The organism is Sphingopyxis sp. (assembly GCF_965227415.1).
In the GTDB taxonomy this organism is placed as follows: Bacteria; Pseudomonadota; Alphaproteobacteria; order Sphingomonadales; family Sphingomonadaceae; genus Sphingopyxis.
The window spans coordinates 1,240,240-1,256,833 of sequence record NZ_OZ245749.1 but is presented as its reverse complement, the minus strand read 5'-3'; the positions used below and the strand labels follow the sequence as shown (position 1 = coordinate 1,256,833).

Sequence of the window (16,594 nt, the reverse complement as noted above, 5' to 3'; positions counted from 1 at the left end):
CGGCCGGCCGACGGCGGCGGGCCCGGCAACGTCCTTGTAGCTGCTGCGTATCTGCACATGTCCCTCTCCTGCAGGTCGGCCCGCCCGCCGTTGCATTTCCTGTTGTCCGACTAGGGTCCTGACCCTGGCTGCCGTTGCGCCTTGCGCGACCTTTGCCAGCGGTTACAAGCAGCGCATGCCTGCGATCCGCCTTTTCGGCTTGCCCACCGACATCAACAGCAGTTTCGAACGCGGCGCCGCGGCGGGCCCTGCCGCGATCCGCGCCGCGCTGCACAGCGACCGCGGCAATCTCGCCAGCGAGCTTGGTCCAGAAATCGGAGTCGACATCGCCTTCGCCGACGATGGCGACCTCCCGCTCTGCGAAGACAGCGTGCGCGACGACGCAGCGATCCGGCGCCATGTGGCGATGTTGCAGGAAGACGGCGAAGTGCCGCTGGCGCTCGGCGGCGACCATGCGGTGACCTTTCCGCTTGTCGAGGCCGCGGCGACCTGTTTCGGGCCGGTGACGATCCTGCATTTTGACGCACACCCCGATCTTTACGACGATTTCGGCGGCAATCCGCGCAGCCATGCGTCCCCCTTCGCGCGCATCTGTGAAGCGGGACATGCGGCGCGGCTCGTGCAGGTCGGCATTCGCACGCTCAATGGCCATTGCCGCGAGCAGGCCGATCGCTTCGGGGTCGAGATTGTCCCGATGGCCGGCTTCACGCCCGACGCGGTACCGGTGCTCGGCGGTCCGCTTTATATCTCGATCGACCTTGACGGGCTCGACCCGTCGGCGGCGCCCGGCGTCGCGCATCCCGAGCCCGGCGGGCTGACGGTGCGCGAGGTGCTTGCGGTGCTCCACAAGCAAACCGCGCCGATCGTTGGCGCCGACATCGTCGAACATCATCCGGGCCGCGACATCGGCGACGTCACCGCGATTCTCGGCGCCAAGCTGGTGCGCGAGCTTGCGGCGCTGATCGACCGCAACGGACCGTATCAATCCTGACCCCCGAAGGAGAACGCCTGTGAGCCTGATCGTCCACCATCTCAACAACAGCCGCTCGCAGCGCATCTTGTGGCTGCTCGAGGAAATCGGCGCGCCCTATGAGATCAGATATTACGATCGCGATCCCGTTACCAACCTCGCGCCGCCCGAGCTGCTCGCGGTCCACCCGCTCGGCAAGTCGCCGGTGATCGAAGAGACCGACGATGCCGCCCCCGGCGAAAGGGGCCGCGTGATCATCGAATCGGGCGCGATCACCGAATATCTGTGCGAGCGCCATGGTGGCGGCGCTCTCGTCCCCGAACGCGGCACCGACGATCATATCAGCCATCTCGAATGGCTGCATTTTGCCGAAGGATCGGCGATGACGCCGATTCTGTTGCGCCTCTACACGGCGCGGCTGGGCGAGGCGGCAGCACCCATCGAGCCGCGTATCGCGCAGCAGCTCGATTCGCATTTCGCCTATATGGAGAGCCGGGTCGGAGAGAATGGTCATTTCATCGGCGACAGCCTGTCGGCCGCCGACATCATGCTGAGCTTTCCGGCCGAGATTGCAATCATGCAGGGCATGGCGCCCCGCTATCCGAAGCTCGCCGCCTTTGTGAATGCGTGCCACGTCCGTCCTGCCTGGCAGCGCGCGCGCGAAAAGGGCGGCGCCTATTATGGTTATTGACCGGGTCCGCGCGGCGCTTGCCGCGGCGGTCCTGCTTGGCAGCATTCCGGGTGCCGGTGCGGCACCGCCCGCGGTCGCCCCCGAAGTCGAGCGCGACGTCGTGGCGCCCGAAGGCATCAGCTTCAACCCGAGCCCAGGCGACGAAGAGGGCGCCGTCGACCGGTTCACGGCCTATACGATGGCGCTGGCGAAGCGCGATTTCGCGGCGGCCTATGCCATGCTGCGGCTGTCGTTCCAGGCGTCGAACCCGCGGCTCGAATGGGAAATGAACCAGCGCCAGCGCCCGGCGCTGTGGGCCGACGGGACGATCCGCGTGCTGCGCCTCAGCTGGTATCTCGATCCGGCGGGCCAGCCGCCGGGCCTTTATGCCGCGTTCGATTTTCGCGGCGACCGCAAGGACGGGACGATGGATTGCGGCTATGTGGCGGTCCATCGCGCCAAGCCGGGCGACAGCTTCACCGTGGTGCGCGTCGATACCAGCGAAGTGCCGCGCAACCTGCTGGAAGACGGCGTCCCCAAAGCCGATGTGCTGCGCCAATTGCCCTGTTATCTGGGCAAGGGGATCGCGACGGCATTCTGATCGATGATCGCATGACGATGGGCGCCGTTTTGGGCGCTTGTCGTCATCCGATAAAATCCCTAATTCGCGCGCATGACTTCGACCAACGACATTCGCCGCTCTTTCCTCGACTATTTCGGGGAGGCCCAGCATCACATCGAGCCGTCGGCGCCGCTGGTGCCGTACAACGACCCGACGTTGATGTTCGTCAACGCGGGCATGGTGCCGTTCAAGAATGTCTTCACCGGGCTGGAAAAGCGCCCGTATGTGCGCGCCGCGTCGTCGCAGAAATGCGTGCGCGCCGGCGGCAAGCACAACGACCTCGACAATGTCGGCTATACCGCGCGGCACCACACCTTTTTTGAAATGCTGGGGAATTTCTCGTTCGGCGATTATTTCAAGGACCAGGCGATCGAGCATGCGTGGACGCTGATCACCAAGATTTGGGGCCTGAAGCCCGAAAAGCTGACCGCGACCGTCTATCACACCGACGATGAGGCGTTCGACCTGTGGAAGAAGATTGCGGGCCTGCCCGAGGAGCGGATCATCCGGATCCCGACGAGCGACAATTTCTGGTCGATGGGCGACACCGGGCCGTGCGGGCCGTGCAGCGAAATCTTCTATGACCATGGCGATCATATCTGGGGCGGGCCGCCGGGGTCGCCCGAAGAGGATGGCGACCGCTTCGTCGAGATCTGGAATCTGGTGTTCATGCAATATGAGCAACTGCCCGGCGGCGAGCGCGTCGACCTGCCGCGGCCGAGCATCGACACCGGCATGGGGCTGGAGCGCGTCGCGGCGGTTCTGCAGGGCGTTCACGACAATTATGACACCGACACGTTCAAGGCGCTGATCGCGGCGTCGGTCGACCTGACCGGCGTACCGGCCGAAGGCGCGACGCAGGCGAGCCACCGCGTGATCGCCGATCACCTGCGTGCATCGAGCTTCCTGATCGCCGACGGGGTGCTGCCGTCGGCCGAAGGACGCGGTTATGTGCTGCGCCGGATCATGCGCCGCGCGATGCGCCACGCGCATCTGCTCGGCGCGAAAGATCCGCTGATGTACCGGCTGTTGCCGTCGCTGACCGCCGAGATGGGCGCCGCCTATCCCGAGCTGATCCGCGCGCAGCCGCTGATCGCCGAGACGCTGGAGCGGGAAGAGACCAAATTCCGCCAGACGCTGCAGAACGGTCTGCGGCTGCTGGACGAGGCGACGGTCGGCATGGGCAAGGGCGACACCTTGCCCGGCGAGGTCGCGTTCAAGCTCTATGACACATATGGCTTCCCTTATGATCTGACCGAGGATGCGCTGCGTGCCGGCGAAATTTCGGTCGACCGCGCGGGCTTCGACGCCGCGATGGCGCAGCAGAAAGCCGCCGCGCGCGCCGCGTGGAAGGGCAGCGGCGACAAGGCGTCGGACGACATCTGGTTCGATCTGGCCGAGACCAACGGCAGCACCGAATTCACCGGCTATGGCGCCACGGTCGGCGAAGCGACGGTGATCGCGCTGGTCAAGGACGGCAAGCCGGTCGACGAAGCCGGGGCGGGCGACGCGGTCGTCGTGCTGACCAACCAGACGCCCTTTTATGGCGAAAGCGGCGGCCAGATGGGCGACGCGGGGACGATCGCGACGCTCGACGGCGCCAAGGCGGCCGTCAGCGACACCGGCAAGCCGCTCGGCCGCCTGCACACGCATCAGGCCAAGATCGAAGCCGGCAGCCTGAAGGTCGGCGACACGGTGCAGCTGACCGTCGACGCCGCGCGGCGCGACCGCATCCGCGCCAACCACAGCGCGACGCACCTGCTGCACGCGGCGCTCCGCAACCGTTTGGGCGGGCATGTGACGCAGAAGGGCAGCCTGGTCGCCGAAGACCGCTTCCGCTTCGACTTTTCGCATCCCAAGGCGCTGAGCGCCGAGGAAATTGCCGATGTCGAAGCCGAGGTCAACGCCCAGATCCGCGGCAACGAAACGGTGACGACGCGGCTCATGACCCCCGACGACGCGGTCGCGGCGGGCGCGCTGGCGCTGTTCGGCGAGAAATATGGCGACGAAGTGCGCGTGCTCAGCATGGGGCATTCGGACGATCATCATTATTCGGTCGAGCTTTGCGGCGGCACGCATGTACGCGCGCTGGGTGACATCGCCCTGCTCAAGATCATCGGCGAATCTGCGGTCTCGTCCGGCGTTCGGCGGATCGAGGCACTGACCGGCGATGCAGCGCGCGTCTGGCTGAATGGCCGCGACGAAGCGCTGAAAGCCGCCGCTGCCGCGCTCAAGACCTCGCCCGACGATGTCCCGGTGCGCGTCGCGCAGCTGGCCGAGGCGCTGAAGAAGGCCGAGCGCGAGCTGGCCGATGCGAAGAAGGCGCTGGCGCTTGGCGGTTCCGGGGGTGGCGGCGGTGCGTCGGGCGGCCCTGCGGTGGAGCAGGTCGGCGAGACGGCCTTTGTTGCGCAGGTTGTCGACGGGCTCGATCCCAGGGAATTGCGCGGCACGGTCGACGGGCTCAAGAAGCAGGTCGGCAGCGGTGTCGCGATGCTGGTTGCGGTCAATGACGGTCGCGCCTCGGTTGCGGTGGGCGTCACCGACGACAAGATCGGCAGCGTCAGCGCGGTCGACCTCGTCAAGGCGGCGGTCGCCGCGCTTGGCGGGCAGGGCGGCGGTGGGCGGCCCGACATGGCGCAAGGTGGCGGACCCGATGGCGCCGCCGCGCAAGACGCCGTGGCCGCGGTCAAAGCCGCGCTCGCTTGAAACCGACCAAGAAGACGCGGCGCATCGATCATGCCGAACGGCTGATCGCGGCGCCGCTGGTCGACGTCTTTTCAGCCTTCACCAGCGAAGCGAAGCTGGCGCGATGGTTGCCGCCCGAGGGCGCGACGGGGACGTTCGAGCATGTCGACTTGAGCGCCGGCGGCGGCTTTCTGATGCGGCTCAGTTTCGATGACGCCGATGTCGAGACCAAGAGCGATGATGATAGCGATGTCGTCGAAGTTTATATCCCGACGCTCGACGACGGGCGGCTGATCGTCTGGGAGGTCGAGTTCGCCTCTGACGATCCGCGCTTTTCGGGGACGATGGCCATGCATTGGCATCTGTCGCGGCAGAGCGGGGGAACCCTGGTGACGATCGATGCGCACCATGTGCCGCCGGGCATTTCGGCGAAGGATCATGTCGAGGGGTTGAACTCGTCGTTGGTTAATTTGGCGGCGGTCGTGGAAAACACCGCCTCCTGAATCCGTTCGGCCTGAGCCTGTCGAAGGACCGTTCTTTCGTTCGAACTCGAAGAAGAACGGTGCTTCGACAAGCTCGGCACGAACGGGTTCAGGCCTCGACCCCCTTCGCTTTCCCCCACGCCCTTGCCGCGGTGTACCCCAGATACCCCGTCCCGAAGAGCGCGTAGAGCGGTTCGGGGATGCCCGCGAGATAGGCGTTCATTCCCTCGGCAATCCCCCTCGCCATGTCGGGGCGTGCGGCCGCGATCAGGCCCATCGGGATCGCCCACAGCAGCAGCACATACATGACATAGAGGAAGCTCGGCCGCGCGCGGCTGGTCCATGGGTCGGCGCTGTTCGCTTCGGCGACAATTGCGGTCATCCGGGTGCGGATGGCCTCCATCTCCTGGCTGCCCTCCATTTTCAGAAGCTCCAGCTTGGCGCGGTCGCGCGCTTCGGGGTCGGGGATAATCTTGTCGATCAGCTTTGCGAGGGGACCGATCAGCCCTTCGATGATGCTCATTTGCGTTCTCCCATGTGGTCAAAGTTCAGTAAAGTTCAGCCCAACGGAGCGCCGCGAAGCGTCAATTCGGGTCGATGCGGCCCGCCAGCCAGCCATAGAGGAACGCCTCCTGGCTCGGGCGACGTTCGGCGAGCGCGATGTAGCGTTCGCCCTGCAGCGCTTCCATGGCGCGCAGCAGCACGGTTTCACCGCCGGGTGTGCGCGCGCGCAGAAAGGCATCGAGCGCCGACAGGGTGCGCGGACCGATATCGCGATCGACCGCAATGTCCGGATAGTCGCGCGCGGAGCGATTGAGCGCGTTGAGCGCGCGCTGCAAGAAGCCGACCGCCGTAGCGGTGCCCATGTTGACGCCGGTATCGAACAGTTCGGCAGCGATCCTGGGTGCCCGCAGCGCAATCTTGTCAAAAACGGGACGCAGCCAATAGAGTCGGTGATAGATCGACGCCGCGTCCTCGCGCGGCAATTCGCGCATGCAGCCGTCATAGCCCTGCGCGCGGGCGACCGCTTCGGTGATGCCCCAGCAGGTCGGGCCGCCGCGATCGGCAGGGTGGTTTACATATCGGCCTTCGCGGTCGATGACGGCATCGATCATCGCGTCGGCGTCGGAAATCGATGGATCGGGTCTTGGCATGATTCGCTCCCCAGGTTGGATGGACGACATAAATGAACCATATGGGTACATTGTAGGAAAGGGCTTTTTTGATGCGGGCTTTGCAGGTGCGTGAATTGCTGCCCGATCATGCGGGCGCGGGACTGGTCGATTTGCCTGTCCCTGCACCTGGTCCCGGCGAGGTGCGCGTTCGCGTGCGTGCGGCGGCGGTGAACTTTCCCGACCTGTTGATGACGCGCGGGGCGTATCAGTTGAAACCCGACCTGCCGTTCGTGTCGGGTCTGGAATTTGCGGGCGAAATCGATGCGGTTGGCGACGGGGTGAGCGGCTGGGGGACCGGCGACGCGGTCGTCGGCGGCAACCGGTTCGGCGCGATGGCCGAATATGCGGTGGTCCCCGCCGCTTCGTTGCGGCGCAAGCCCGAGACGCTGAGCTGGGAAGAGGCGGCGGCCTATCCGGTCGCCTATTTGACCGCCTATGTCGCGTTGGTCCGTTGCGCGCGGGTCGAGCTTGGCGAGTGGCTGCTCGTGCATGGCGCGGCCGGCGGCGTGGGCCTTGCGACCGTGGACCTGGCGAGGGCGCTGGGCGCCAGGGTCATCGCGGCGGCCAGCAGCGCGGAGAAGCGCGACGCGATCGCGCGGCTTTATGCCCCCGACGCCGTCCTTGCCGCCGACCCGGGCTTTCGCGAAGAGGTCAAGGGGCTGACGGGCGGCAAAGGCGCCGATGTGATCTTTGATCCGGTGGGCGGCGATGTCTTCGATGAATCGACGCGCTGCATCGCATTCGGTGGGCGGCTGCTCGTGATCGGCTTTGCGTCGGGGCGCATTCCCGAGGTGTCGGTCAATATGCCGCTGATCAAGGGCTTTTCGGTGGTCGGGGTGCGCGCGGGCGAATATGGCCGCCGCTTTCCCGAGCGCGGCGCAGAGAATGTTGCGGCAATCGACGCGCTGGTCGCGGCGGGCAAAATCCGTCCGCATGTCCACGCCTCGCTCGACCTCGCCGACTGGCGCCAGGCCTTCGCGATTCTCGAACGGCGCGAGGCAATCGGCAAGGTCGTGCTGAAACTGTGACGAGCCGAACGGCCATGCCATAGTTTTGCGACACCGGGGCTGCCATGTCCGCGCCGGGGCCGTCCGGCGCGTTTGCCGATATGACCAAAAGGACATGACATGAAGAAACTGATGATTGCGGCGTCGATCGCCGTGGCTGTTCCGGCCATCGCTGGCGCCCAGCCGCCGCAGGATGGCGGCCGCATCTTTGCGATGATGGACACGAACGGCGACGGCAAGCTCGACAAGGCCGAGATTACCAAGATGGCCGAAATGCGCGCGCAGCGGCAGGGCGATCCGTCGATGGCTTCGCCGGACAAGGTCGACGCCTTCATCAAGCATGTCGATTCGAACGGCGACGGCTTCATCGAAAAGTCCGAACTGGAAGCGATGCGCAACGCGCGCGCCGCGCCGCCGCCGCCCGAAGCACCGCAGGACGCCGCGCCGCAGGACGCGAACTGATAATCGGGCGGGGCGGCAGGGTGCCGCCCCGCTTCGGTCAGGCGATGGCGATTCGGAGCGCCTGAAAACGGCCGATGGCGGACGATGTCGATGTGTTTCCCGGGCGAAGGCCGGGGTCGAGGGCGTGGTGCGTGACGTGGGCTCTCGAACGCCCTGGGCCCCGGCTTTCGCCGGGGAGCATGCTGGGCAAGGTGCCCCGGCTTTCGCCGGGGAGCACGCTGGGCAAGGTGCACCGGCTTTCGCCGGGGAGCACGGCGGGCCAGGTGACCGTCTGCTCTCCGCTCCGTTTCGGCGATATCAAGATCGCCGCCGATGGCAGAAAGCGACCGAAAGCGGCGTTCTCCATCATCGTCATCCCGGACTTGATCCGGGATCCATGAGCGCCACGGCAGCCATGGACCCCGGATCAGGCCCGGGATGACGAACGATGAAGGCGATCGCTCTCCGCCGCCTTGCGGACATTCCATGGCGCTGCTCGCGCACCGCGCCCACGCGCATATCCTGCACAGCGCTTGCGCGAGGGCGCCGACGCAAGACGGGCGGCTCTTGCCACCCGCTTGACGCATTGTTTGTTGGTAAATTTGGTCGGGACGAGAGGATTCGAACCTCCGACCCCCACACCCCCAGTGTGATGCGCTACCAGGCTGCGCTACGTCCCGACCGGCCCTTTCGGGCAGGCGAGGCCCCTAGCGCGGCTTGGCGGTCGATGCAAGGCTCTCCTGAGCAAAGTCGAAGGACGGCGATGGCGTGGCGGCGCAATCTGTGCCGCCGCTCTTGATCTGCCCCTGCCGCTCCCCATTTCGGCCCTGCTTGCCGTGGGGGAGGATGCAGCGACTGTTGCGCGCCACGCCCCTGCGTGATAGGCGCCGCGCCATTCTTGCTTGGCTTTCCGATCCGGAACGGCCGATGCTGCAAAGAGAAAGTTTTCATTCATGTCGACCAATTTGCTTCTGACCCAGGCGGCTGGTTCCGGGGGCGGGGCCGCCGGCTTTATCATGCTGGTGCCCTATCTGCTGATCTTCGTCGTTTTCTGGTTCTTTCTGATCCGCCCGCAGCAGCAGCGCGCAAAGGACCATCGCACCAAGATCGCTGCGGTGAAGCCGCGCGACCAGGTCGTGACCGGCGGCGGGATCGTCGGCAAGGTGACGCGCGTCGATGACGATTATGCCGACGTCGAAATCGCGCAGGGCGTGAAGATCAAGGTCGTCAAATCGACTCTCGCCGACGTGCTCCAGCCCGGCGCAAAGCCCGCGAACGACTGACGCGCCGGCGCCGCGGCGCCGCCAGACTGACCGGAACAACATATGCTCGATTTCCCGCGCTGGAAGACCATCGGCATCAGCCTTATCCTGCTGCTCGGTATCATCTTCTCGATCCCCACCTTCCTGCCGACAAAGACCTTCGACAACCTGCCCGGTTTCGCGCAGATCAAGGTCAACCTTGGCCTTGACCTTGCGGGCGGCAGCCATCTGCTGCTCGAAGCCGACCTGGGCGATCTGCAAAAGACGCAGCTGGCCAATATGGAAAAGACCGTGCGGACCGCGATGCGCGGCGAGCGCGGCCCCGACGACGATATCGCGATCGGCGAGCTGTCGACCGCCGGTGGCAAGATCAGCTTTCTCGTTCGCGACCAGTCGCAACTCGACGCAGCGCGCGACCGGCTTTTCAACGAGACGGGCGGCGCCGGGATGACCGGCCAGCGCGACTGGAAGATCGATGTCATCGACACGACGCGCATCGTGCTGACGCCGACGCAGGCCGGACAGGCACAGGCGATCAAGAACGCCATGGATACGGCGCGCGAGATCATCGACAAGCGCGTCAACGCGCTGGGCACGCGCGAACCCACGATCATCCGCCAGGGCGACGACCGCATCGTCGTCCAGGTCCCGGGCCTGCAGGATCCGCAGCAGCTGAAGGACCTGATCGGCAAGACCGCGCGGCTCGAGTTCCGCATGGTCGATCCGAATGCCGACCCGAATGAAGCCGCGGCCGGCCGCGCGCCGGTGGGCAGCGAAATCGTCCCCTATGCCGAAGGCGAAAGCGCTGGCGCGCCTTACGAGATTCTGCGCCGCCAGGTGATGATCAGCGGCGAACAGCTGATCAACGCGCAGCAAAGCTATGACCAGCAGTCGGGCCAGCCGGTCGTCACCATCCGGTTCGATTCGGGCGGTTCGTCGACCTTTGCCAAGGTGACGGCGCAGAATGTCGGCAAGCGCTTTGCGATGGTGCTCGACGGCAAGGTGTTGTCGGCGCCATCGATCAACGAACCGATCCTGGGCGGCAGCGCGCAGATCTCGGGCAGCTTTACCGTTGCGAGCGCGAACAACCTGGCGATTTCGCTGCGTTCGGGCGCTCTGCCGGTGAAGATGACCGTGGTCGAAGAGCGCACGGTTACCCCCGAACTGGGCAAGGATTCGATCCAGAAGGGCGCGCTCGCGGGCATCATCGCGACCGTCGCGGTCCTGGTCTTCATGATCGTCGTTTACGGACGCTTCGGCGTCTATGCGAACGTCGCGCTGATGTTCAACATCGGCCTGATCATCGCGACAATGGCGGCGTTCAACGCGACGCTGACGTTGCCGGGCATCGCAGGCTTCGTGCTGACGATCGGCGCCGCGGTCGACGCGAACGTGCTGATCAACGAGCGCATTCGCGAGGAGCTGAAGCGCGGGCGCCGCGTGTTCCAGGCCGTCGAGCTTGGCTATTCGGAAGCGAGCCGTGCGATCTTCGACGCCAATATTACCAATGTCATCGCGGCGGCGCTGATGTTCTGGTTCGGCACCGGCCCGATCAAGGGTTTTGCCGTGGTGCTGACCATCGGCATCGTCACCAGCGTCTTCACCGCCGTTACCGTCACCCGGATGTTCGCAGCCCAGTGGTTGCACAAGACGCGTCCGACGACGCTGAATATTTGAGGAGGGACCAGATATGCGTCTCCTGAAACTCGTCCCCGACGACACGAACATCCAGTTCCTGAAGTGGCGCAATGTCGCCATGTCCATCAGTTTCCTGATGATCGTCGCGTCGATCGCGCTCGTTGCGGTGCGCGGGCTCAACTTCGGCGTCGATTTCGTCGGCGGCCAGTCGGTGCGCGTCGAATTCACGCAGGCCATGCCGCCGATCGACCAGATTCGTACAAAGGTCGATGCACTCGGCCTGGGCGAAGCGACGATCCAGCAGTTCGGTTCGGACAAGGCGGTATCGGTGCGTACCGCGCTGCCCGATGGCGGCAAGGGCGCGGCCGATCAAGCGGGCAAGCAGCTTGTCGCCGGGATCCAGAAAGCCTTTCCGACCGCGAAGACCGGATCGGTCGAAACCGTGTCGGGCAAGGTGTCGGGCGAGTTGCTGCGCACCGGGCTGCTCAGCCTCGGCCTCGCGATGGCAGCGATTTCGATCTATATCTGGATCCGCTTCGAATGGCAGTTCGGCATCGGCGCGCTGTTCGCGCTGTTCCACGATATCGCGCTGACCTTTGGCTTTTTTGCGCTGACGCAGTTGCAGTTCGACCTCAACATCGTCGCCGCGTTGCTGACGATCATCGGCTATTCGCTGAACGACACGATCGTGGTGTATGACCGTATCCGCGAAAACCTGAAGAAATACCGCAAGATGGAGATTGTTCCGCTGCTCGATCTCAGCGTCAACGAGACGCTGGCGCGCACGGTGATGACCAGCTTCACGATGCTGATCGCGCTCGCGGTGCTGCTGTGGGTCGGGCCGGACGTGATCTTCGGCTTTACCGCGGCGATGCTGCTCGGCATCTTCATCGGGACCTATTCGTCGGTCTATATGTCGGCGCCGATCCTGGTGTGGCTGAAGGTCGGCCCCGACAGCTTCGTCCCGCGGACGAGCGCAGCGAACGAAGGCGCCGAGCGCGTCGAGCGCAAGGACGACGGCGCGGTGGTTTGACGCGCTAGCGGACCGCGCAGCGGCGGAGGTGCTCCGCCAGCTCGCGGCCGTTGCGGTCCCAGTCGAAGCGGCCATCGAGGCTCGCGGCGACGTCTGCCTGTGCGGGCGGGCTGGCCAGGATCGATCGCACCGCGTCGGCGATCGCGTCGGGCGTGCGGTCGACGATGCGGCCGGCCATTGGCGAAGCCACCAGTTCGGATGCGCCGCCTGCATCGCTGATCACGATCGGCGTCCCGCAGGCGAGCGCTTCGACCCACGCATTGGCCAGGCCTTCGCTGACCGAAGGCATCACGACGACGTCGGCGGCGCGATAGAGCTGCGGCAGGTCGGCGTTGGCGACCGACCCCATGACATGCACGCGGTCGGCGACACCGAGCCGGGCGGCCAGCGCACGGTAGCGGCCTTCCTCTTCGCCGGCACCGGCAAGCCGGTAGTGGACGCCGGGCAGCGCCGGCAGCGCTTCGATGACCAGCGCTTGGCCCTTGCGCGCGATCAGCGCGCCGACGGTCAGGATCGTGGGGGCGTCGCCGATGCCCAGCGTCGCGCGTGCCCGGGAGCGGTCGCCGGGGTGGAAGCGGGCCGTGTCGATGCCGGTGTAATGGACCGCGACCTTGCTTGCGTCGATGCCGATGGCGGCCATATCGCGGCGCATCGCATCCGATACGGCGAGCAGGCCCGCGGCTTTGTCGGCGGCCTCCAGCACTTGCGCCCTTGTCGCCGCATCATGGCCGAAATGGCTGATGTCGGCGCCGCGTGCCTTTGCGGAGAAGGGTAGGTCGAGCGCGCTGGCGACGCGCATCGCCGCCGGGCCGTCGGGGTAGAAAAACTGGGCGTCGATCACGTCGAAATGGTGGCCGCGCACGACCGGCAGGACCGCACGCGCGATCGCTGCCGGATTGAGGCGGGCGCCAAGGCGCGGGACCAGCGTGAAGCACGGGCGATGGACGGTCAGGCCGTTCCAGTCTTCCTGTAGCGGAAGCGCGCGCAGCGCGCGGTAGCGCGGGTGGAGCGACAGCGGGAAGGGCGGCAGGCCGACGGGCGCCACGACGGTGAGTTGTACGCCCGGCTGCGCCGCGAGCGCGCGCAGGCTCCGCTCGACAAACAGACCGAAGTTGGGGCGAGCGACGTCGGGGAAGAGCGTCGCGATCGACAGGATGCGCAGCGGAGTCATGCCTATCCTCTCATCCATTTGTGCTGAGCCCTTCGACTGCCTCGGCGGCGCTCAGGACAGGCTTCAACAAGCGCAGGGCGAATGCAATTCCAGCTAGAGCGAGCGGATGAGGCGGATCGCCACTGCGGCCCAGGGCGGATTGCTCACCACTTGCTGGCGCTGTCCGGTTCCGAGCGGGAGCAGATGGAGTTTCTCGCCGTCGACGTTGAGCAGCCGCGCAAAGAAGAAGCGGCCGGCGGGGCGGGGAACGAGAAGGTCGCGATTGAGCGCGCTGGCCCAATCGCCCTCGATACGGCGGCACCAGATTTCGTCGCCCGCGCGATAGTCGCCGATCGACGAGGAGACGCGTACCGCGACCATATCCTCGCCGGGCCGTGCCGTCAGCGCCTGTTCGACGCGCGTCGGTGCCTGCGCACCGTCGGGGCCGAGGTGCGCCGTGATCGTAAGCTGCGTATCCTGCGGCAGCTGGACGAGTTCGGCGGCCTCGACCCCGAGCGCCTTTGCGATGCGGTTCATCCAGCCGAGCGAGAGCGTTCGCGTGCCGGTTTCGAGGCGACCGATCGTCTGGGCGGTCGTTGGAGGATCGCAGCGCTGGCCCACTTCTTCGAGCGTCAGTCCCTTGGCGCGGCGGACGGCGCGGATGCTATTGATCATGGCAAAACCCCAAATAACCAAATCGGTTTCTTCTTTCCTACAAAATAATCCAATGTCAAGCGAGTCGTGCAGTTAGGGAGAATCGCATGATCGCACGTCGCCTTGAAACCCGCCTTCACCCCGACGACCGGATCGATCCCGGAAAGGCGGGGCCGCAGGTGATGCGGTATGTGACAGTCAATGTCGCAGAAAGTCCGGTCGCCTGGCTTGCATCGCGCGGGATGTTGACGATGGGGCAATTGCACGCCGGGGAGCGGCTTCGCGCCGATTATGAGCGCGCGGGGTTGGCGGCGCGGGTGACGATGCGCTGGGACGCCGCACCGCCGGCGAAGAGCCGCGGCGGCGCGCGCGCGGGGGATGCGTCGCTGGCGCGGATCGATGCGCACCGGCGCTTTCATGCCGCAGTCGACCATGTCGGGCCGGGGCTTGCCGATATTTGCTGGCGCGTGATCTGCGCAGGCGAAGGGATCAGTGGGGCGGAGAAAGCGCTGAGGTGGCCCGCGCGGTCGGGGAAGCTGGTACTTGGGTTGGCGCTCGACCGCCTGGTGCGGTTTTATGGGTTGGGGTGATTTGAGCGCACTGATCGGGCGTTGCGCCTTTGTCGTCACCGCGGACCCTTCGACAGCTCAGGACAGGCTTGATCGGCGATTAAACCACTGAGACGAGGAAGGGGCGTTTCCCCGCGAAGGCGGGGGTGGAGCGTTTACGCGAAGCGTCGAAGGGGGCGCTGCTGCACGTCTTTCGTGGCAGCTGGACCCCCGCCTTCGCGGGGGAACACATGCTTGCATATCCGGACTGCATCCGGGGTCCATGTACGTCCCGTCGAAATGGATCCCGGATCAAGTCCGGGATGACGACAGAATATTGGGATGAGGATAGAATATTGGGAGGAGGATAGAATGCCGGGATGACGAAAGAATGCCGCGATGGCGAAAGAATATTGGTCGCCGCCTTCGGGCGGGTGAAGCTTAGCCCAGCGCTTCGACTTCTTCCGCCAGCGCCAGCCAGCGGTCTTCGGCTGCCGCCTTTTCGCCGCGTAGCTTGTCGAGCTTTCCGGTCAGCGCGTTGAAGCGCGCGTTGTCGCGCGTGAACAGATTGCCGTCGGAGAGTTCGGTCTCGACCCCGGCCATCTCGGTTTCGATCGCCTCGATCCGCCCGGGCAGCAGATCATAGTCGCGCTGGTCCTTGTAACTGAGTTTCTTGCGCGCGGTCGGCGGGGGAGGCGCAGCAGCCGCAGCCGATTTGGCCTTTGCGGCGACCGGCCTGGTGCGCTTCGCTTCCCAGTCGGCGTAGCCGCCCGCGACGATATCGACCTTCCCCGAGCCATCGAGGCCGAGGGTCACGGTGACGGTGCGGTCGAGGAAATCGCGGTCGTGGCTGACGAGCAGCACGGTGCCTTCGTAATCGGCGATGACTTCCTGAAGCAGGTCGAGCGTTTCGAGGTCGAGGTCGTTGGTCGGCTCGTCGAGGACGAGCAGGTTCGATTCGCGGGCGAATTCGCGCGCGAGCAACAGCCGCGAGCGCTCGCCGCCCGAAAGCGCGCCGACGTTCGCTTCGGCGACGCCCGGATCGAAGAGGAAGTCTTTCAGATAGCCCTGGATATGCTTTTTGACGCCGCGCACCTCGACCCAGTCGCCGCCATCGGCGAGAATGTCGCGCACGGTCTTTTCGGGCGAGAGCAGGCTGCGCTGCTGGTCGATGACGATGCCGTCGAGCGTCGGGGCAAGCGTGATCTTGCCTTCGTCGGGCTGGATTTCACCGGTGAGCAGCTTGAGCAGCGTCGATTTGCCTGCGCCGTTGGCACCGACGATGCCGATGCGGTCGCCGCGCTGGACGCGGAAATCAAAGTCCTTGATGATCGTGCGGTCGCCGAAGCGTTTGGTAATATGGTCGGCGACGATCACCGATTTCGAGCGGACATCGTCGTTGGCGAGGCCGAGCTTGGCCACGCCGGGGCCGCCGATCATCGCGGCCCGCGTCGCGCGCATTTCCTTCAGCTTTTCGAGCCGCCCCTGGTTGCGCTTGCGGCGCGCGGTGACGCCGCGTTCGAGCCAGTGCGCCTCGAGCCGCAGTTTCGAATCGAGGCGCTGCGCCGCGCGCGCTTCCTCGGCGAACACGGCTTCGGTCCATTCGTCGAAACCGCCGAAGCCGATTTCCTTGCGGCGGATGCTGCCGCGGTCGAGCCACAAGGTCTGGCGCGTCAGGCGCGTGAGGAAGGTGCGGTCGTGGCTGATCGCGACGAACGCGCCGGTATAACGCGACAGCCAGTTTTCGAGCCAGTCGATCGCGGCAAGGTCGAGGTGGTTCGTCGGCTCGTCGAGCAACAGGACATCGGGGTTCTGCGCGAGCGCGCGGGCGATCGCGGCGCGGCGGCGCTCGCCGCCCGAGGCGCTGGTGGCGGTGCGGCTCATGTCGATGCCGAGCTGGTCGGCGATGGCCGCAACGTCATGTTCGGCGGGCGCGTCGGCGCCCGATGTGGCGAACGCCATCAGCGTGTCGAACGCCGACAGGTCGGGTTCCTGTTCAAGAATCACGACATGCGTGCCGGGGACGATCGTGCGCTTGCCCTTGTCGGCGTCGATGCGGTTGGCGAGCAGCTTGAGCAACGTCGTCTTGCCCGCGCCGTTGCGGCCGATCAGCGCGAGCCGATCGCGTGCGCCGACATAGATGTCGAGATCCTGGAACAGCCAGCCGCTGCCCTGCACGAGGCCGAGGCCCTCATAAGATAAAATCGGTGCTGCCATGATGAACGGCGGGCTAGCGACCTGTTCAGCATCATGCAAG

17 protein-coding genes and 1 tRNA gene are annotated in these 16,594 nt (G+C 65.7%); 12 read left to right on the top strand and 6 right to left on the bottom strand.

Translation table 11 applies throughout. From position 1 onward, the window contains the following. Positions 1-175 precede the first annotated feature (175 nt). From speB to ACO055_RS06115, 5 genes are all read left to right on the top strand, one after another. Positions 176-991, top strand: coding sequence for an agmatinase (gene speB / locus ACO055_RS06135; protein WP_422061704.1), 816 nt, complete (start codon positions 176-178; stop codon positions 989-991). Between the two features lie 19 nt (positions 992-1,010). Further along, positions 1,011-1,661, top strand: coding sequence for a glutathione S-transferase family protein (locus ACO055_RS06130; RefSeq protein ID WP_422061703.1), 651 nt, complete (start codon positions 1,011-1,013; stop codon positions 1,659-1,661). Further along, entirely contained in the window at positions 1,651-2,241 is a 591-nt protein-coding gene (locus ACO055_RS06125; RefSeq protein ID WP_422061702.1) for a hypothetical protein, read from the top strand. The genes ACO055_RS06130 and ACO055_RS06125 overlap by 11 nt, the downstream gene beginning before the upstream one ends. A gap of 72 nt (positions 2,242-2,313) precedes the next feature. After that, on the top strand, positions 2,314-4,968 hold the full coding sequence (gene alaS / locus ACO055_RS06120) for an alanine--tRNA ligase (protein WP_422061701.1): 2,655 nt from the start codon (positions 2,314-2,316) through the stop codon (positions 4,966-4,968). Then, the gene (locus ACO055_RS06115) at positions 4,965-5,450 is read left to right on the top strand and encodes an SRPBCC family protein (RefSeq protein WP_422061700.1); all 486 of its coding nucleotides are present in this window, start codon (positions 4,965-4,967) and stop codon (positions 5,448-5,450) included. Before alaS ends, ACO055_RS06115 begins: the two co-directional genes overlap by 4 nt. Before the next feature lie 88 nt (positions 5,451-5,538). Here ACO055_RS06115 and ACO055_RS06110 read toward each other — a convergent pair whose 3' ends face one another. Further along, positions 5,539-5,952 carry a holin family protein gene (locus tag ACO055_RS06110; RefSeq protein WP_422061699.1) on the bottom strand — a complete coding sequence of 138 codons (414 nt, stop codon included), beginning with the start codon at positions 5,950-5,952 and terminating at the stop codon, positions 5,539-5,541. 61 nt (positions 5,953-6,013) lie between these two features. Next, on the bottom strand, positions 6,014-6,583 hold the full coding sequence (locus ACO055_RS06105) for a glycoside hydrolase family 108 protein (protein WP_422061698.1): 570 nt from the start codon (positions 6,581-6,583) through the stop codon (positions 6,014-6,016). A gap of 71 nt (positions 6,584-6,654) precedes the next feature. On the opposite strand from ACO055_RS06105, the gene ACO055_RS06100 reads away from it, so the two are divergent. The 3 genes from ACO055_RS06100 to ACO055_RS06090 all read left to right on the top strand — a co-directional run bounded on the left by ACO055_RS06100 (position 6,655) and on the right by ACO055_RS06090 (position 8,453). Continuing rightward, positions 6,655-7,632: an NADPH:quinone oxidoreductase family protein gene (locus ACO055_RS06100; RefSeq protein WP_422061697.1), complete on the top strand. Its 978-nt coding sequence runs from the start codon at positions 6,655-6,657 to the stop codon at positions 7,630-7,632. 99 nt (positions 7,633-7,731) lie between these two features. Further along, positions 7,732-8,073 (top strand): EF-hand domain-containing protein, encoded by a 342-nt coding sequence (locus tag ACO055_RS06095; protein WP_422061696.1) that lies wholly within the window; start codon positions 7,732-7,734, stop codon positions 8,071-8,073. A 179-nt stretch (positions 8,074-8,252) separates the two neighbouring features. After that, the gene (locus ACO055_RS06090; RefSeq protein WP_422061695.1) at positions 8,253-8,453 is read left to right on the top strand and encodes a hypothetical protein; all 201 of its coding nucleotides are present in this window, start codon (positions 8,253-8,255) and stop codon (positions 8,451-8,453) included. 202 nt (positions 8,454-8,655) lie between these two features. Here ACO055_RS06090 and ACO055_RS06085 read toward each other — a convergent pair. Next, positions 8,656-8,732 (bottom strand) — tRNA-Pro (locus tag ACO055_RS06085). A gap of 273 nt (positions 8,733-9,005) precedes the next feature. Here ACO055_RS06085 and yajC point away from each other — a divergent pair. From yajC to secF, 3 genes are read left to right on the top strand one after another with little or no spacing between them, the layout of a single operon-like run. Further along, complete coding sequence (yajC, locus tag ACO055_RS06080; RefSeq protein WP_422061694.1) at positions 9,006-9,335, top strand: preprotein translocase subunit YajC; 330 nt, start codon at positions 9,006-9,008, stop codon at positions 9,333-9,335. A 42-nt stretch (positions 9,336-9,377) separates the two neighbouring features. Beyond that, the gene (gene secD / locus ACO055_RS06075; protein ID WP_422061693.1) at positions 9,378-10,991 is read left to right on the top strand and encodes a protein translocase subunit SecD; all 1,614 of its coding nucleotides are present in this window, start codon (positions 9,378-9,380) and stop codon (positions 10,989-10,991) included. Between the two features lie 13 nt (positions 10,992-11,004). Beyond that, positions 11,005-11,985: a protein translocase subunit SecF gene (gene secF, locus ACO055_RS06070; protein WP_422061692.1), complete on the top strand. Its 981-nt coding sequence runs from the start codon at positions 11,005-11,007 to the stop codon at positions 11,983-11,985. Positions 11,986-11,989: 4 nt separating this feature from the next. Here secF and ACO055_RS06065 read toward each other — a convergent pair whose 3' ends face one another. Both ACO055_RS06065 and ACO055_RS06060 read right to left on the bottom strand, forming a co-directional pair. Then, positions 11,990-13,156 (bottom strand): glycosyltransferase, encoded by a 1,167-nt coding sequence (locus ACO055_RS06065; protein ID WP_422061691.1) that lies wholly within the window; start codon positions 13,154-13,156, stop codon positions 11,990-11,992. 93 nt (positions 13,157-13,249) lie between these two features. After that, on the bottom strand, positions 13,250-13,810 hold the full coding sequence (locus tag ACO055_RS06060; RefSeq protein ID WP_422061690.1) for a helix-turn-helix domain-containing protein: 561 nt from the start codon (positions 13,808-13,810) through the stop codon (positions 13,250-13,252). An 86-nt stretch (positions 13,811-13,896) separates the two neighbouring features. On the opposite strand from ACO055_RS06060, the gene ACO055_RS06055 reads away from it, so the two are divergent. After that, a complete protein-coding gene (locus ACO055_RS06055) occupies positions 13,897-14,379 on the top strand; it encodes a DUF6456 domain-containing protein (RefSeq protein WP_422061689.1) in 483 nt (160 codons plus the stop codon). A 399-nt stretch (positions 14,380-14,778) separates the two neighbouring features. On the opposite strand, the gene ACO055_RS06050 is transcribed toward ACO055_RS06055, so the two are convergent. Then, positions 14,779-16,554, bottom strand: a complete 1,776-nt coding sequence (locus ACO055_RS06050) for an ABC-F family ATP-binding cassette domain-containing protein (RefSeq protein WP_422061688.1) — start codon at positions 16,552-16,554, stop codon at positions 14,779-14,781. Positions 16,555-16,594: the final 40 nt, after the last annotated feature.

Bases quoted from the DNA above. Each gene is read 5' to 3' on its own strand.
- ACO055_RS06100 (WP_422061697.1), top strand. From the start codon at position 6,655: ATGCGGGCTTTGCAGGTGCGTGAATTGCTGCCCGATCATGCGGGCGCG.
- ACO055_RS06105 (WP_422061698.1), bottom strand. From the start codon at position 6,583: ATGCCAAGACCCGATCCATCGATTTCCGACGCCGACGCGATGATCGAT.
- ACO055_RS06095 (WP_422061696.1), top strand. From the start codon at position 7,732: ATGAAGAAACTGATGATTGCGGCGTCGATCGCCGTGGCTGTTCCGGCC.
- secF (WP_422061692.1), top strand. From the start codon at position 11,005: ATGCGTCTCCTGAAACTCGTCCCCGACGACACGAACATCCAGTTCCTG.
- secD (WP_422061693.1), top strand. From the start codon at position 9,378: ATGCTCGATTTCCCGCGCTGGAAGACCATCGGCATCAGCCTTATCCTG.
- speB (WP_422061704.1), top strand. From the start codon at position 176: ATGCCTGCGATCCGCCTTTTCGGCTTGCCCACCGACATCAACAGCAGT.
- ACO055_RS06125 (WP_422061702.1), top strand. From the start codon at position 1,651: ATGGTTATTGACCGGGTCCGCGCGGCGCTTGCCGCGGCGGTCCTGCTT.
- ACO055_RS06055 (WP_422061689.1), top strand. From the start codon at position 13,897: ATGATCGCACGTCGCCTTGAAACCCGCCTTCACCCCGACGACCGGATC.
- yajC (WP_422061694.1), top strand. From the start codon at position 9,006: ATGTCGACCAATTTGCTTCTGACCCAGGCGGCTGGTTCCGGGGGCGGG.
- ACO055_RS06050 (WP_422061688.1), bottom strand. From the start codon at position 16,554: ATGGCAGCACCGATTTTATCTTATGAGGGCCTCGGCCTCGTGCAGGGC.
- alaS (WP_422061701.1), top strand. From the start codon at position 2,314: ATGACTTCGACCAACGACATTCGCCGCTCTTTCCTCGACTATTTCGGG.
- ACO055_RS06110 (WP_422061699.1), bottom strand. From the start codon at position 5,952: ATGAGCATCATCGAAGGGCTGATCGGTCCCCTCGCAAAGCTGATCGAC.
- ACO055_RS06065 (WP_422061691.1), bottom strand. From the start codon at position 13,156: ATGACTCCGCTGCGCATCCTGTCGATCGCGACGCTCTTCCCCGACGTC.
- ACO055_RS06090 (WP_422061695.1), top strand. From the start codon at position 8,253: ATGCTGGGCAAGGTGCCCCGGCTTTCGCCGGGGAGCACGCTGGGCAAG.
- ACO055_RS06060 (WP_422061690.1), bottom strand. From the start codon at position 13,810: ATGATCAATAGCATCCGCGCCGTCCGCCGCGCCAAGGGACTGACGCTC.